At 73.5% G+C, this 14871-nt stretch carries 11 protein-coding genes and 1 pseudogene; 8 read left to right on the top strand and 4 right to left on the bottom strand.

The annotated features are described in order from the left end of the window. Positions 1-22 precede the first annotated feature (22 nt). Positions 23-952, top strand: coding sequence for a chitinase (locus ACQRUO_RS15310; protein ID WP_428316444.1), 930 nt, complete (start codon positions 23-25; stop codon positions 950-952). 242 nt (positions 953-1194) lie between these two features. Here the strand turns inward: ACQRUO_RS15310 and ACQRUO_RS15305 are convergent, their stop codons facing one another. After that, positions 1195-3537, bottom strand: coding sequence for a SulP family inorganic anion transporter (locus ACQRUO_RS15305; RefSeq protein WP_428316443.1), 2343 nt, complete (start codon positions 3535-3537; stop codon positions 1195-1197). A 422-nt stretch (positions 3538-3959) separates the two neighbouring features. Next, the gene (locus ACQRUO_RS15300; RefSeq protein ID WP_428316442.1) at positions 3960-5045 is read right to left on the bottom strand and encodes an ATP-binding protein; all 1086 of its coding nucleotides are present in this window, start codon (positions 5043-5045) and stop codon (positions 3960-3962) included. 199 nt (positions 5046-5244) lie between these two features. On the opposite strand from ACQRUO_RS15300, the gene ACQRUO_RS15295 reads away from it, so the two are divergent. Continuing rightward, positions 5245-6177: an oxidoreductase gene (locus tag ACQRUO_RS15295; protein WP_428316441.1), complete on the top strand. Its 933-nt coding sequence runs from the start codon at positions 5245-5247 to the stop codon at positions 6175-6177. 506 nt (positions 6178-6683) lie between these two features. Here ACQRUO_RS15295 and ACQRUO_RS15290 read toward each other — a convergent pair. After that, positions 6684-7478: pseudogene (locus ACQRUO_RS15290) on the bottom strand (HAD family hydrolase); the annotation flags it as partial. Between the two features lie 954 nt (positions 7479-8432). On the opposite strand from ACQRUO_RS15290, the gene ssd reads away from it, so the two are divergent. From ssd to ACQRUO_RS15265, 5 genes are all read left to right on the top strand, one after another. Further along, the gene (gene ssd / locus ACQRUO_RS15285; protein ID WP_428316440.1) at positions 8433-9545 is read left to right on the top strand and encodes a septum site-determining protein Ssd; all 1113 of its coding nucleotides are present in this window, start codon (positions 8433-8435) and stop codon (positions 9543-9545) included. Continuing rightward, positions 9542-10864, top strand: a complete 1323-nt coding sequence (locus tag ACQRUO_RS15280; RefSeq protein ID WP_428316439.1) for a TadA family conjugal transfer-associated ATPase — start codon at positions 9542-9544, stop codon at positions 10862-10864. The genes ssd and ACQRUO_RS15280 overlap by 4 nt, the downstream gene beginning before the upstream one ends. Next, positions 10864-12129, top strand: coding sequence for a type II secretion system F family protein (locus ACQRUO_RS15275; RefSeq protein ID WP_428316438.1), 1266 nt, complete (start codon positions 10864-10866; stop codon positions 12127-12129). Before ACQRUO_RS15280 ends, ACQRUO_RS15275 begins: the two co-directional genes overlap by 1 nt. Continuing rightward, positions 12126-12983 (top strand): type II secretion system F family protein, encoded by an 858-nt coding sequence (locus ACQRUO_RS15270; protein ID WP_428316437.1) that lies wholly within the window; start codon positions 12126-12128, stop codon positions 12981-12983. The genes ACQRUO_RS15275 and ACQRUO_RS15270 overlap by 4 nt, the downstream gene beginning before the upstream one ends. Before the next feature lie 111 nt (positions 12984-13094). Further along, entirely contained in the window at positions 13095-13460 is a 366-nt protein-coding gene (locus tag ACQRUO_RS15265; protein ID WP_428316436.1) for a hypothetical protein, read from the top strand. Positions 13461-13622: 162 nt separating this feature from the next. Here the strand turns inward: ACQRUO_RS15265 and ACQRUO_RS15260 are convergent, their stop codons facing one another. Further along, complete coding sequence (locus tag ACQRUO_RS15260) at positions 13623-13982, bottom strand: hypothetical protein (RefSeq protein ID WP_428316435.1); 360 nt, start codon at positions 13980-13982, stop codon at positions 13623-13625. Between the two features lie 435 nt (positions 13983-14417). Between ACQRUO_RS15260 and ACQRUO_RS15255 the strand changes: the two genes are divergently transcribed. Beyond that, positions 14418-14660 carry a hypothetical protein gene (locus tag ACQRUO_RS15255; protein WP_428316434.1) on the top strand — a complete coding sequence of 81 codons (243 nt, stop codon included), beginning with the start codon at positions 14418-14420 and terminating at the stop codon, positions 14658-14660. Positions 14661-14871: the final 211 nt, after the last annotated feature.

Here is a 14871-nt window from a genome sequence, read left to right as displayed (position 1 = left end):
GGTTGGCATCTGAAAGGTTGTCATGGACAAGAAGATCCGCCTCGCCGCAGCGGCCTCGGCGCTGCTGCCGGCCTGCCTCGGCCTCAGCGCCACCCCCGCGCAGGCGGCCTCCGCCTTCCCCGCCCACTACGCCGCCCCCTACCTGCAGATCGGCGGGTCGGACGCGGGCGACCTCGCCGCCGACCACCAGGCGAGCGGGGTGCGCTACTACACCCTGGCCTTCCTCACCCCGAAGTCGGGCTGCACCCCCATGTGGGAGGACGGCAACGACGCGCTCGGTGCCTTCACCGGGCAGGTCAACGCCCTCAAGTCGGCCGGCGGGAACGTGATCATCTCCTTCGGCGGCGAGTCGGGCGGCGAACTGGCCCAGACCTGCTCCTCGGTCTCCGCCCTCACCGCGAGCTATGCCAACGTGGTCAAGACCTACGGCATCACCCGGCTCGACTTCGACATCGAGGGCAGCGTGCTGGACGACACCGCGGCCAACGCCCGCCGGGACCAGGCCCTCGCGGCGCTGCAGAAGGCCAACCCCTCGGTACAGGTCGACTTCACCGTCCCGGTCGACCCGACCGGTCTGGAGTCCAACGCCCTCGACCTGCTCAAGGACGCCAAGAGCAAGGGCGTCCGGGTGAACCTGGTCAACATCATGACCATGGACTTCGGCAACGGCCAGAACGCCCTGAAGGACGCGGAGTCGGCCGCCAACGCGACGCACGGGCAGCTGGCCGGACTCTACGGCGGCAGCTCGGCCCAGGTCTGGGGCCGCCTGGGCCTGACCCCGATCGCGGGTCGCAACGACGACAACGAGAACTTCACCCAGGCGAACGCCGCCACCCTGGAGAGCTTCGCGGCCGGCAAGGGCGTGCAGGAGCTGGCGTTCTGGGAAGTCGACGGTTACGACAAGGGCACGGGGTACGCGTACTCCAAGATCTTCAACAAGATCACTGGCTGACGATCACGGGCTGCCGGATCGCTGGTTGGCGGGGCATCGGTCGGCGGGCATCGGTTGACGGGGCCACCGGTCGGCAGGGTCGCTGGTTGGTGGGGTCGCCGGTGGACGGAGGGTGTGCCGGCCTGACCGGTCGGGCTTCCCGGCCCGGCCGGCACACCCGGTGCGCCGCCTGCTGCGCACCCGGTGCCTGGTGTCTGTCGCCTGGTGTCTGCTGCCGGGTGGCTGCTGGCGCGCGGCCGGCGTCAGGCGGCGCTGGCGATCTGTCGGGTTCCCACGACGGGGCTGAACCTCCCGCTCTCCCGGTCGAGTACGTAGGTCTGGGCGGTGGCGAAGTCGAAGTACATGCCGACCAGCGTCAGCGTGCCGTCCAGCACGCGCTCCTCGACCGCCGGATTGGTCAGCAACTGGTCGAGCTGCTGGATCACGTTGGTGATGCAGAGCTGCTCCACCTGATCGACCACCGGTCGGTCCGTGAACTCCGCCGGGACCCGGGCGAGCCGGGCCAGCGACCCGCGCCCGTTGCGCAGCCAGCGGGCCAGCGGAGTGGGCCGACCGGGTTGCTCGTGTACGCCGTTCAGCAGCGCCTTCATCGCGCCGCACCCGGAGTGCCCGCACACCGTGATGCTGCGCACCTCCAGGACCTCCACCGCGTACTGCACCGCCGCGGCCACCGAGTCGTCGGCCGCGCCGGGCTCGTGCGGCGCGGGCACCAGGTTGCCGATGTTGCGGACCGTGAAGAGGTCGCCCGGGCCGCTGTTGGTGATCATGCTGGTGACCAGGCGGGAGTCGGCACAGGTCAGGAAGAGCTGGGAGGGGCTCTGCCCTTCCCGGGCCAGGCGGGCCAGCTCGGGGCGGATTAGCGGGGCGGTGTGCACCTGGAACCCGCGGACCCCGCTGAGCAGCCGCCCGTGCGGGTCGTCCTCCTGGTCGATGCAGTGGTGGCCGACCCACGGGGTCCAGGCGCGGCAGCGGTGCGGGCCGGCGTCGTCGGCGGGGAGGACCGTGCCGTCGGGGTTCAGGACCTGCTCGTCGTGGCGGTCGGTCACCATGGTGATCCGGTCGCCGCGGGCGATCCGGTCCGACCGCCAGGTCCGCAGGGCCTCGAAGGCGGAGTGGTCCAGGAACGCGCCGTCGTGCCGGATGGTGACCGGGGTGCCGAGCGGGATCGCGGCGAGCGCTCCGGTGAGCCGCGGCACCGAGAGGAAGGTCAGCGGGCCGTGCAGGCGCAGCTCGCGACCGCCGTGCCGATCGCTCCCCACCTCGATGTTGGCCCGGCCGAGTCGGTAGAGGCCGAGCACCGCGGTCATGGCGGCCCCGGTGGCCACCCCGAGCGGGACGCCGAGCAGGATCACGCCGAGCACGGTGGCCAGGTAGACGGCGAACTCGCGGTGGCGGTGCACCTTGCGGATGTGCGCGGCACCCACCATCCGGAGGCCGACCACCAGCACCAGCGCCGCCAGAGCGGCGAGCGGGATGCGGCGCAGCCCGCCGGTGAGCGCGGCCGCGGCCAGCAGCACCCAGCAGCCGTGCAGCACGGCGGACCAGCGGGTGCGGGCGCCGGCGCGAAGGTTGACCTCGCTGCGGATCGTGCCGCCGGCCACCGGGAGTCCGCCCAGCAGGCCGCTGACCAGATTGGCGACGCCCTGCCCGCGAAGCTCGCGGTCGAGGTCACCGGGCAGCCCGCTCTGCCGGTCGACGGCCACCGCGCAGAGCAGTGACTCCACGCCGGAGACCGCGGCGACCGTCAGGACGGCGCCGAGCACGCCGAGCACCGGGCCGTGCGGCAGCACGGGCAGGTCGCGCAGGCTCCAGTCGGCGAGCTCCACCCGGGCCAGCCGGAAGTCGCAGGCCATCGCCAGTGCGGTGCCGGCGGCCACCGCCACCAGGGCGGCGGGTACCTGCCCCAGCAGGGCGCCGACCCGGCCGGCCCGGCCGGGCAGCCGGTGCAGCCGTGGCCACCCGCAGAGCACCGCGATGGCCAGCAGACCCACCGCGACCGCCGGCAGGTGCGGCCCGGACAGCTGGGCCGGCAGGGCGAGCAGGTCGGCCGGTGTCGATCCCTGCGGGCTGCCGCCCAGCACCACGTGGAGCTGGGCGACCGCGATGGTGATGCCGACGCCGGCCAGCATGCCGTGGACCACCGCCGGGGACAGTGCCAGGGCGGACCTGGCTGCCCGCAGCGAGCCGAGCAGGAGCTGCAACAGCCCGGCGCCGACCGTGATGGCGCAGGTGGCCTGCCAGCCGTAGCGGGCGGTCAGGCTGGCGACGATCACGATGAGCGCGGCTGACGGGCCGCTGACCTGCAGGGGCGTTCCGCCCAGCAGTCCGGCCACGATGCCGCCGGCTCCCGCCGCGATCAGCCCGGCCGTCAGCGGCGCACCGGCGGCCAGCGCGATGCCGAGCGAGAACGGCACCGCGAACAGGAAGACCGCCAGGGAGGCCGCCAGATCCGGTCGGCTCGGGCCACCGTGACGGGCGGTCGCCGCGGACTCCGGCTGTGGGCCGGGCACGGCCCGGGCCGGCGGGGCGTGGCTCTCCGTGGTGACGTCGGTGCGAGGCGGGAGAGGGGGAGTGTCGAGGGCCATGGCTTCCCGTCCTTCCGGGGAACGGACGCCGTCGCGTCCAGTGCTGCGGCCAAGTCCGGCGCCGGTGCGGTCGATCGGGACGACTGCCTGGGGCACGACAGGAGCTGGGGTGGCTGCGGAGCTGCGCCGGAGGCGGGCGCAGAGCTCTGGCCACCGATCTCACGCACCAAGACTTGGTAAACTATGAGTAATGGAAGCTTCGCATAGCGCAAGTGTGTGCGGGAGCCTTCTGGTGGAGATTCACTCCGGTGGACGGCGTGCGGAGTTCACCGAGCGCCCCTGTGAGGGTCTCAGGCAGGCGCCCCCAGGTGGTATCACCGCAGGTCAGCGGGGTATGACGCCATGTCGACGGGTGGCCGGTACGCCGGAGGGCCGAGCGCCCGCGTGCGTCGCGGGTGCCCGGCCCTCCGGGTGATGCCGGCTCAGACCGCGGCGCCGGCCGGGTCGGTGTCCGGGACGGTCTCGGCGGCCGGCGCGGCTGCTGCGGCGGCGCAGGCGGGCTCCGCCGGCCCGGCCGCAGGTTCGCCGTCGTGGGCGTCGAGCGCCGCGGACTCGAGGACGAACGACGGGTCGACCTGGGTCGCCAGGTCGACGCCCGCCTTGGCATTGCCCCAACTCTCGGCGTTTCGCAGGTGGAAGTGGACGGCCTGCGCGGTGTACCGGCGCGGGTCGCGGTGCTGGTGCGCTGCGTCCAGCTCGGCGCGCAGCAGCTGCAGGACGGCGCGGTTCTCCGGCTCCAGCGAGTCCAGGGGCGGTTCGGCGCCCTGCTCCAGCTGGCGGACCCAGGTCGACTGGCCGAAGACGGCGAGCAGGTCCTCGCCGACCTCGCGGCGCAGGAACGCGAAGTCCTCGGCGGACTGCACCTTGTTCCCGACCACGCGCAGGGCGATGCCGAAGTCCCGGGCGTACTCCTTGTACTGGCGGTAGACCGAGACCCCCTTGCGGGTCGGTTCGGCCACCAGGAAGGTCAGGTCGAAGCGGGTGAAGAGCCCGGAGGCGAAGGAGTCGGAGCCGGCGGTCATGTCGGTGACCACGTACTCGTCGGGGCCGTCGACCAGGTGGTTGAGCATCAACTCGACCGCGCCGACCTTGGAGTGGTAGCAGGAGACGCCGAGGTCCTCCTCGGCGAACGCGCCGGTGACCAGCAGTCGCACCGAACCCTCGTCCAACGCCACCGGGCGGGCGCAGGCCGCGTACACCGGGTTCTCCTCGACGACCCGCAGCAGTCGCGAACCCCGGCCGGGCGGCGTGGTCTTGATCATCTCCGCGGCCGAGCCGATCCGCGGGTTGCTGCCGCGCAGGTACTCCTTGATCTCGGGCAGATGGGTGCCGAGCGCGGGGAGTCGGGCCGCCTGATCGTCCGTCAGGCCGAGTGCCGGGCCCAGGTGCTGGTTGATGTCGGCGTCCACCGCGATCACCGGTCTGCCGGCGGCCGCCAGATGGCGGATGAACAGTGCCGACAGCGTGGTCTTGCCACTGCCGCCCTTGCCGACGAAGGCGATCTTCATCTGGGACTCCGGCTCTCGGTCCGTCGAGCGGCTCGGGGTGGCGATCGGCGGACTTGTTGATAATCGTTATCGTATCCGAGAGTTGCCATCGTAGACCGGGTTTGGGGTGGTGTGCGGGAGGGAACGGTGGATTGCCTCGAACGGGTGATGCCGGGGTTGCTGTGCGGCCTGCGGCGGGGGTGTCGTTACTCTCGGGTAGGTGAGCACTGGAACTGATCCGCTTGTCCCGCTGGCCGAGCTGCCCGGGGTGCCCGAAGCCGTCGCCGAGGTCCGCAAGGCGGTGGACCGGCTCTACGGCCACCGGGTGATGCGGCGCCGCGCCCCCGAGGTCACCTCCGAGGCCGCTCTGCGCGGCGCCCGCGCGTCGGCGGCACTGGCCGGTGCCGACTGGCCGCTGGAGGAGGTGCGCCGACGCAGTGACTTCAGTGCCGGGCCGGAGGACCGCGTGGTGGGCGCCTCGCTGCGGATCTCGGCGGAGGCGGGCCAGCTGCTCAGCGTCTGGCGCACCTCGCCGCTGCAGGTCCTGGCCCGCCTGCACCTGCTGGCCGCGGGCGACGCGAGCCCGGCGGCCGGGCGGCCGCGCCAGGACGGCGACGCCCTCGACGAGCTCTTCCCGGTCGACATCGCACCCCTGGACGGCGTGGCGGCCGCCCCCGACGTGGAGCCCGGCCAGGGCTCGGTGCCGGCCGGCGGAGCTGTGGACGGCGTCCCGACGCCGTTGCCGCCCGCACCGCCGGCCGGCGAGGTGGCGGCCCGACTCGACCAGCTCGCCCAACTGCTCGCGGCCCGCACGGCCGGCGCCCAGGGGGCGGCGCCCGCGCTGGTGATCGCCGCGGTGGTGCACGGCGAACTGCTCGCGCTGCGGCCGTTCGGCAGCCACGACGGCCTGGTGGCCCGGGCCGCCCAGCGGATCGTGCTGATCGCCGAGGGGCTGGACCCGAAGGCGATCTGCCCGGCGGAGGTGGGCCTGGTCGAACTCGGCACCACGGCCTACCGGGAGGCGCTCGCGGGCTACCTGTCGGGGACGGCGGAGGGCATGGCCCGCTGGATCACGCACTGCGGCAGGGCGCTGCGGCTCGGGGTCCGGGAGAGCACGGCGGTGTGCGAGGCGATGCAGCGCGGCATGGTCTGAGCGGTGCGGCCGGGCGGTGGCGACGGGTGCGGCGGTCGCTGCGCCGTCGCCCCGGCCGGCGGATCGGGCAGTGCGCCCGGCTGCGCACAGAGTTGCGGCGACACCCCGACTGCTGGTGTCGCCGCTGGTACAACGATCCGGGTGACCATGCGTGCACCGGATGTGCCCATCAGGCGGGGATCCTGCCCGTTCGCCTGGTGCGGCGGCCCGATCGCGGGTCGGCTGCACGTGGGTGCTCGGAGGTTGTACGCGGTCCGTGGGGCCTGAACTGCGGTGTCGGTCTGACCTCTTCGGGTCCTTCCGGGTCTCGCGGGCCGTGAGTCCTTTGTATCTCGGATCCTGGGCAAACGGAACTCGAATGGCGAAGTCTTTACCTTTTGTCCCATTTGACATGGTCTGACTGGCTGGCAGTCCTCGCCGTCCGCCGCCGGGCGGGCTTCCGGCGGGCCGGCCGGGCCCGTGGGAGCGTCCCGTTGCGGCCGGGGCGCGACGAGCCTCGGGGCAGGTCAGCCGACCGGGCGGCGCCGCCTCGCCAGCTGCCAGACCAGTCCCGCGCTCAGGCAGGCGGTGCCGACCGCCACCACGGCCAGCACGGAGCGGCTCGGGGCCTTGAACTCCGGCAGTCGGCGGTGCAGTTCGATCGGCCGGTCGAAGACCAGGACCGGCCAGTCGCGGGCGGCGGCCTCCTTGCGCAGCGCCCGGTCCGGGTTCACGGCCGACGGGCGGCCGACGGCCTCCAGCAGGGGCAGGTCGGTGACCGAGTCGCTGTACGCGTAGCTGTCGGCGAGGTTGTAGCCCTTGCGGTCGGCCAACTCGCGGATCGCCGCCGCCTTGTTCTCGGCATACGCGTAGTACTCGATCTCGCCGGTGTAGCAGCCGTCCTCGATGGCCAGCCGGGTGGCGATCACGTGGTCGGCCCCGAGCAGCGCGCCGATCGGCTCGACGACCTCCGCGCCGGAACTGCTGACGATCACCACGTCCCGTCCGGCGGCGTGGTGTTGCTCGATCAGTGCGGCGGCCTCCTCGTAGATGATCGGCGCGATCAGGCCGTGCAGCGTCTCGGCCACGATCTCGCGGACCTGCTGGACGTTCCAGCCGCGGGTCAGTGCGGAGAGGTACTGCCGCATCTTCTCCATCTGGTCGTGGTCCGCGCCGCCGACCAGGAAGACGAACTGCGCGTAGGCGCTCTTCAGCACGGCCCGACGGTTGATCAGGCCGCCCTGGTAGAAGGGGCGGCTGAAGGCCAGGGCGCTCGACTTGGCGATGATCGTCTTGTCGAGGTCGAAGAACGCCGCCGTACGGGTGAAGTCGACGGCCGGGAGCGCGGTGGCCCGGTGGCCGGCGCCGTGGCGGCCGGGAGCGGGCTCCGGCGCGGCCGTGGGGTGGGCACCGTGTGGCGCGGTGCCGGTGCGGGCGTCGGGACCGGGCGCGTCGTCGCCGGCGTCGGCGGGCCCGGCCGCGGGCTCGTCGATCGTCTGCGGAGCGGTCCGGCCGTCGTCCGGCGTGACATTCGCTGCGCTCTCCGGAGCGGTGTTCTCGGTACCGCTGGCGGTATCGGCGTTCTCGGTGGCGTCCACAGGAACCGAGGATAGATGGCGGTCCGATCGGCACGGCCATTCGGTGGACGCGAGGGCATGCTGGTTTGTGTTTCTGGCCGCTCGGGTACACCATGGAAGTCACGGATCGTTCGCGACCGTGCTAACCCGGTCCGGCTCCTCCCCCCCGAGTCGGGCCGTGGATAGACGACCCCCGCTCTCCCCCCCGGCGGGGGTCGTCGCATGTCCGGGGCCATTTTCCGGGCCTGGCGCCGTGCCTCGGGTGACTGCTGAGGGGCGCGGGGGTGGCGATCCGGGTGATCCCGCGAGCGGCGGCAGTCCAGCCCGATGGTTACTGTGAGTAGTTATCCGGGTGGTGTGTGGAGTCCACTGCGCGGCCTCGTCAATTTCGGTGTGCGGAACTCCTCGGACGAGTGATGTGAGGCCGTCCGGGTGAGTTCGGATATCCACATCCCCGGGGTTATCCACAGCGAATCGAAGGGTCGCAGCGGCATGGGCGGGACGGCGGCACCGTAGTGCGCAAGCCGAGGCCCGGCCCGACCGGTGGCGTACAGCTGCCGACCAGGGCGATGCAGGGCCGCGGCGCCATCGTCCGCACCCGCGCCGCGCCGGACCGGGTCCACCGCACGCCTTCGCTCGCGAAGTCCGCGGTGCCCGGCCTGCGGGGTCTCGGGAGGATTCCGCCCTGGGGAGGCCACCATGTCCGCACCCGTGCTCGAATTTGTCGAGCCGGCGCTCGAAGCCCCCGGCTCGGCCGGCCCGTTGATCATCACCGAGGACGAAGCCCTCGCGGAGCACCTGGTCAGACTCTGCGCGGCGGCCGGGGCCGAGCCCCGGCTGCCTTCCGGGGCCCCGCCCCGCCGGCTCTGGGAGAGCGCCCCGCTCGTCCTGCTCGGCGACGACCAGTACGAGCGCTGCGCGGAGCTGCCCAGGCGGCCCGGCGTGGTGCTGCTCGGCCTCGCCCCCGAGGACTGCGGGGTCTGGGCCCGTGGCGTCCAACTCGGCGCCGAGCAGGTGCTGTTCCTCCCGGCGGCGCAGACCTGGCTGCTGGACCGGATCGCCGATGCCGTGGAGGGCCCGGGCGACGCGGCGCTGACCGTCGCCGTCCTGGGCGGCCGAGGCGGTGCGGGCTCCTCCACGCTCGCCTGTGCCCTGGCGGTCACGGCCGCCCGGCTCGGCCACCGGGCCATGCTGATCGACGCCGATCCGCTCGGCGGCGGGGTCGACCTGCTGCTCGGCGGCGAGGCGGTCGACGGGCTGCGCTGGCCCGACCTGGCCACGGCCCGCGGCCGCGTCAACGGCACCGAACTCGTCCAGGCGCTGCCCCGGTTGCACCGGATCAGCGCCCTGTCCTGGGACCGCGGAAGCGCCCCACCGATCCCGCCGACGGCCATGCGCAGCGTTCTCACCGCCGCACGAAGACGCGGTGGCCTGGTCGTCCTCGACCTGCCACGCCACCTCGACCGCGCAGCCGGCCTGGCACTGGACCAGGCCGACACCGGCCTCCTGGTGGTACCCGCGGAGCTGCGCGCGCTGGCGGCCGCCGGCCGCGTCGCGGCCACCGCCGCGCCACAACTGGCCGACCTGCGCGCGGTGGTCCGGCTGCCCGGCTCGGCAGGCCTGCGAGGAGCCGAGGTCGCCCGCGGGCTCGGCCTGCCGCTGGCCGGGGAGATCCCGGACGAGGCCCGGCTCCGGCTCGATGCCGAGCGCGGTCGTCCGCCCGGCCTGCGGGGCCGCGGCCCGCTCGCCCGGTTCTGCGTCACCTACCTCGACCACGTCCTGCCCAGCAGCGAAGGGGGACCACGCTCATGAGCGCCCACGCCGGCCTCGTCGGCCACTCACCGGACCGCCACCTGCCGTGGCCCGCAGCGCCCGGGCGCGGGCGGCCACGGTCCACCCCGGCCGTCCTCGGACGCCGGACCGTCACCACCCCGGGCACCGCCCCGCCCGAGCCCGGCACCGACCTGCTCGATGCGGTCCGGCTGCGGCTGGCCGAGGCGGGCGCTGCGCCGACCACGGCCGAGCTGACCGCCGCGTTGCGCGCCGCCCGCCCGCCGCTCGGTGGCGACGACCTGCTGGAGACGGTGGGCGCGCTGCGCGCCGAACTCGTCGGCGCCGGGCCGTTGGAGGCCCTGCTGCGCGCGCCCGGCATCACCGATGTCCTGGTCAACGGGCCCGACGAGGTCTGGGCCGACCGCGGCGGTGGGCTCCGCCCCGAGCCCGGCGTGCGGTTCGCGGACGCGGCGGCGGTGCGGCACCTGGCCCACCGCCTGGCCACCGCGGCCGGTCGCCGGCTCGACGACGCCCGCCCCTGGGTCGACGCCCGCCTGCCGGACGGCACCCGGCTCCATGCGGTGCTCCCGCCGATCGCGACCGACTGCACCCACATCTCGCTGCGGATCAGCCGTCGGCGGCCCTTCGAGATCGACGAGTTGGTCGCGCTCGGCACGATCCCGCCGGCCGCTGCCGGGCTGCTCGGCGCCATCGTCCGGGCACGGCTCTCGCTGCTGGTCAGCGGGGGGACGGGCAGCGGGAAGACCGCCTTGCTGAACGCCCTGCTCGGCCTGGTCGGCCCGAACGAACGGGTCGTCATCGCCGAGGACTCGGCCGAGCTGCGACCCCGCCACCCGCACGTGGTGCGCCTGCAGGGCAGGCCGCCCAACCAGGAGGGTCTCGGCGAGCTCACCCTGCGGGACCTGGTCCGCCAGGCCCTGCGGATGCGGCCGGACCGCCTGGTCGTGGGGGAGGTGCGCGGCGGCGAGGTGCTGGACCTGCTGGCCGCGCTCAACACCGGCCACGAGGGCGGCTGCGGCACGGTGCACGCCAATACCGCCGCCGACGTTCCGGTCCGGCTGGAAGCCCTCGGCTCGATGGCCGGGCTGGAACGCACGGCCCTGCACAGCCAACTGCGCGCCGCCCTGGACCTGGTGATCCACCTGGTCCGGGACCAGGCCACCGGTCGGCGGCGGGTGGCGGAGCTGCACACCCTGGCGGGCGATGTCGGTGGGCTCGCCGTCACGGTTCCCGCGGTGCGCTTCGGGGCGGACGGATCGGTCGTCCACGGCCCCGGTTGGCAGCGCCTGACAGAGCTCTGCGCGGCCCGTGGCGTCGCGCTCGACGGGAGGCAGTGATGAGCGGGTGGATGCCGGTGCCGACCGGGCGACAGGTCGACTGCGTGCTCGTCGCGCTGCTCGGTGCGGCGGCGGTGGCGGCCTGGGCCTGGCTGAACCACCGGGCCCGGGTGCGGCGGCGATCGCGCGCCGTGCTGGACCGGTGGGGCGGTGCCCAGGTCCTGCTGCGGGTCGGGCTGCAGCGCCTGCGCTGGTTGCTGCGGCCGGGGCCGTTGTGGCCGCGCTGGCTGGTCCCCGAGCTGCTGTCGGTGCCCTGCGGGGTGGTGGCGGGGTACCTGCTGCGTTCGCCGGTCCCGGCGGTGGCCGCGGTGTTGCTGATCTTCCCCAGTTGCCGTTGGCGGGAGCGGCGCCGGGCGGCTCGGGCCGAGCACGCGCGGGCGACCGCGGTGATCGAACTGTGTGCCGCGCTCTCGGGGGAGCTCCGCAGCGGTGCGACCCCGGAGCAGGCGCTGGACACGGTCACGGGCCCCGGGCGGGCCACGGCCGGCCTGCTGGAGCGGCTCGGGGAGGAGGCGGTGGCCCGGCTGGTGGCCGGCCGCTTCGGGGCCGACATCCCGGCCGCGCTGCGATGGCTGGCGACCCTGCCGGGCGGTGGCGGCGGTGCCGCGCTCGCCGCCTGCTGGCAGGTCGCGACGGAGAGCGGCACCGGACTGGCCGCCGCGCTCGACCAGGTGGCCGACGCGCTGCGGGCGGACCTGGCGCTGCGGGAGGAGGTGCAGGGCGAGTTGGCCGGGCCACGCACGACGGTCGCTCTGCTCGCAGCGCTCCCCGCCTTCGGGCTGGTGCTGGGCTCCGCCCTCGGGGCGGCGCCGGTGGGGATCCTGCTGCACACCCCGCTGGGCTGGGGGTGCCTGGCGGCCGGCGCCGTCCTGGAGGCGGTCGGGCTGTACTGGAGCGGCCGGATCGTGCGTGACGCACTCGCCGATCTGGGGATCCACGGAGGAGCGGCGGCGAGACCCGCCGCCCGGGCCGCTGTGCCGCAGCAGCCAGGCCGCTCGGAGCCGCCGACGGTTGTCGGCGGGCCCCGGGGCATTGCCGGCCCGGTGCCGGTGCGCCGGGGCAGTCGTCGCCCGGCGGTCCGGACCGGTGCGGGTCGTGGCGGGCTGCATCGAGGCCGCGGGCGCGAGCGACGGTGGTGGGAGGCGGTGCGGCGAACCCGTGCTTCCGGTCGGCACCGTGCCGGTACCCGCGGGGCGGTCCGCAGCCACCGGCCCCGTCCGACGGGCGGGCTGGTGGGGAGCCCAGGGCTGGAGGTGTCCTGGTGAACGGCCGCCCGAGTGGGTTCGAGCCGGCCTTGCCGGTGCAGCTGCTGCCGCTGGTGATCGGCGTCCTCGGGTTCACCCCGGCGGTGCTGCTGGTGGCCGGCGCTGGGCGATGGCTGCGCGGGCTGCTCGGTCGACGACGGGCCCGGCGGCGAACGGCCTCCTGGCAACTGTCCGTTCCGGGGGCGGCCGGGCCGCCGAGCCGGTCGCCGGCAACGGGCCGGCCGGAGCTGCCGGGCCGACGGCACCAACGCGTCGAACGGGCTGTGCCGATGCTCGTCGGGCTGCTGGCGGGCACGGTGCTGCCCGGAGTGGCAGGGGTCCTGGGCGGTGTCCTGCTCGCGCTGTTGCTGTGGCGGGTGCGGCCCGGCCGCCGGGCCGTACTCCGGCGGGCGGCCCGCGAGCAGGAGCTGCTGCTGGCACAACTCCCGCTGACCGCCGAGCTGCTGGCCGCCTGCCTCGGCTCCTCGGCGGCGCCGGACCAGGCGGCCGAGGCCGTTGCCCGCACGATCGGCAACCCGATGGAGTCGCGGTTGACCGGCGTCGCGGCGGAACTGGCCCTGGGCGCACCGCCGGTGGCCGTCTGGGAACGGCTCGGGGACGAGTCCCCGGCGCTGGCCCCGCTCGCCCGCTGCCTGGTGCGGACGACGATCAGCGGAACGCCGCCGGCCGCCTCGCTGGCCGGACTGGCCGTCGTACAACGGGCGGCCGCCACGCGTGCGGCACACGCCCGGGTGCGCCGGGCCGGGGTGCTGGCGACGGCACCGCTGGGGCTCTGCTTCCTGCCGGCCTTCGTCCTGATCGGCGTCGTCCCGGTGGTGGTCGGGCTGGCGGCCGCCTTCGGCCGGCAGCTCTGAGCGGGCGGCCGTGGTGCCGGGTCAGGGCACCGCGGTGAGTGAAGTGGTTCGCAGGGGACGGCGGTCGTCCACGGCCGGCGGTCCCTCTCACAGACTAAGGAGAACAGATCCATGAACGAGCTGAGTGACGTCGCCACCCGGACGGTGCCGGTGGTGACCTACGTTCCCTCCCGGCGGAACCGGCGGGTGAACCGACTGCGCCTCGGCGGCGGCCCGGTGACCGGCGTGGGGCCGGGGCCGGTTTCTGGCGGCGGGTCCGGGCCGGTGCCGGTGCCGGTGGCGCGGGGTGGGCCGCTGCTGCGCGGTGCGGGAGCCGTGCCCAGGTGCCGCGCCAAGTGCCGCGCCGGGTGGCGAGCGGTCGGTGCCAGGTGCGGCGCGCTCCACAGGGTCGCGGACCGCATGCGGCGGAAGTTCGCCGGTGCCACCGACCTCGGTATGTCGACCGCGGAGTACGCGGTCGGCACGAACTTTATCTAGGGTTGTCAAGGGCTTCTCGCAGGTCAGCCCAAGAGTGATCTGTTCCGGCACATGAGGCACGTTGGCCCGCGAAACCATGCAGAATCGCCGTGGCCTCCGGCTGAACGGAGGCCACGGCGTTGGTGGCGCTGTTCCTGGACGACAAGGTCATGCGCGAGCGAGTCAGCTCTCGGTGCGCTTGTACTCCGTGATGACGATGATCATGGCGATCACCAGGAGCAGGGCGATGACGGACTCGATGTACCAGGGCACCCCGGCCGCTGACCCGATCCACAGAACGGCGATCAGGGCTGCGGCGAGGACCAGCAGCTTGGAGATCTCGCTGGTGGCCTGGATCAGCTGGTTGGTGTTGTTGCCCGGCACGGACAGTTCGCTCTTGGCCCCGTCCTTGGTCACCGAGATAGCCGCGTAGGCATCCGCCGTGGGCTTGTCGATGTCCTCAGGCCGGCCGAGCGGCGTCACCCTGATCCGGATTTCAGCCTCCTGCGAGGGCACTTCGTCCGACTCGTTCGAATTCGGCATGTATGGCGTACTTTCTGTGCGGCCGGGCCCGGGATCGCTGGTGACCCCGGAGTCCCCGGCTGCCCCTCAGCGCAACCTGACGGTCTGATGCGCTGAAGCCGCCCTCAGCCAGGTGCGGTCCCTGAGCTAGGGCACAGCAGCACGCTGAGAAGCAGGCCTCAAGAGCCTTCGGTGGTCACCGGAGACGTTGAGCGACATGGGTTCTCCTCTCGCGGTCCACCCACTTTGGGCGGAGGCACCCGCGTGGCATACGTGCGCCACGTAGCTCGTCCACGTCGTTAGCGCGGACGAGCTACGGCAACTGTACCCCCAGGGCACCGGTGAAGGCGCAAAACCGTACATTCATCGGTGCGTATTGAGTCCTCTAATGCTAGCCTTGAGGCACGTTTGCACACAGCGTGCAGGCAACGGCAGGGGGAGGAGGAAGGACCCCGCATGACTCGAGAATCTGAGCCGAAGGCCACTCGCTCCGGGGACAGCGAGCGTTTCAGCATCACTTTGATCCCGGCTGCACTCCAGGCCCTCGCAAAGCTCATGGGCGTCACCGGCCTATCCCGGGCAGATGCCATCAACCGCTCTGTACAGGTGTATGGGTTCCTGGCGGAGCAGATGGACTCCGGGAAGGAGGTGCTGTTGCGCGATAAGGACGGCACCATGGAGCGCGTCCACATCGTCTAACGGCTCACCGCCGTGCCGCTGGCTAACGGCAGCACAGTCTCAATCCCGGCACCGTCGAGGCCACCCATGCGGTAGTACGCATGGGTGGCCTCAGGTGTGTCAGTGCCAGTGCACATGGGGCAGGACAAGGTGCCGCCGGGGAGGGGGGAAAGGATGTTTGATCCCTTCTTTTCTTTTTTTTTTTATCCAATCTCACCGGGCCCCACCCCCC

This window comes from Kitasatospora sp. LaBMicrA B282, assembly GCF_050325825.1.
Lineage (GTDB): Bacteria > Actinomycetota > Actinomycetes > Streptomycetales > Streptomycetaceae > Kitasatospora.
The sequence above is the reverse complement of the archived record's forward strand: the minus strand, read 5'-3'. Positions and strand labels throughout refer to the sequence as shown.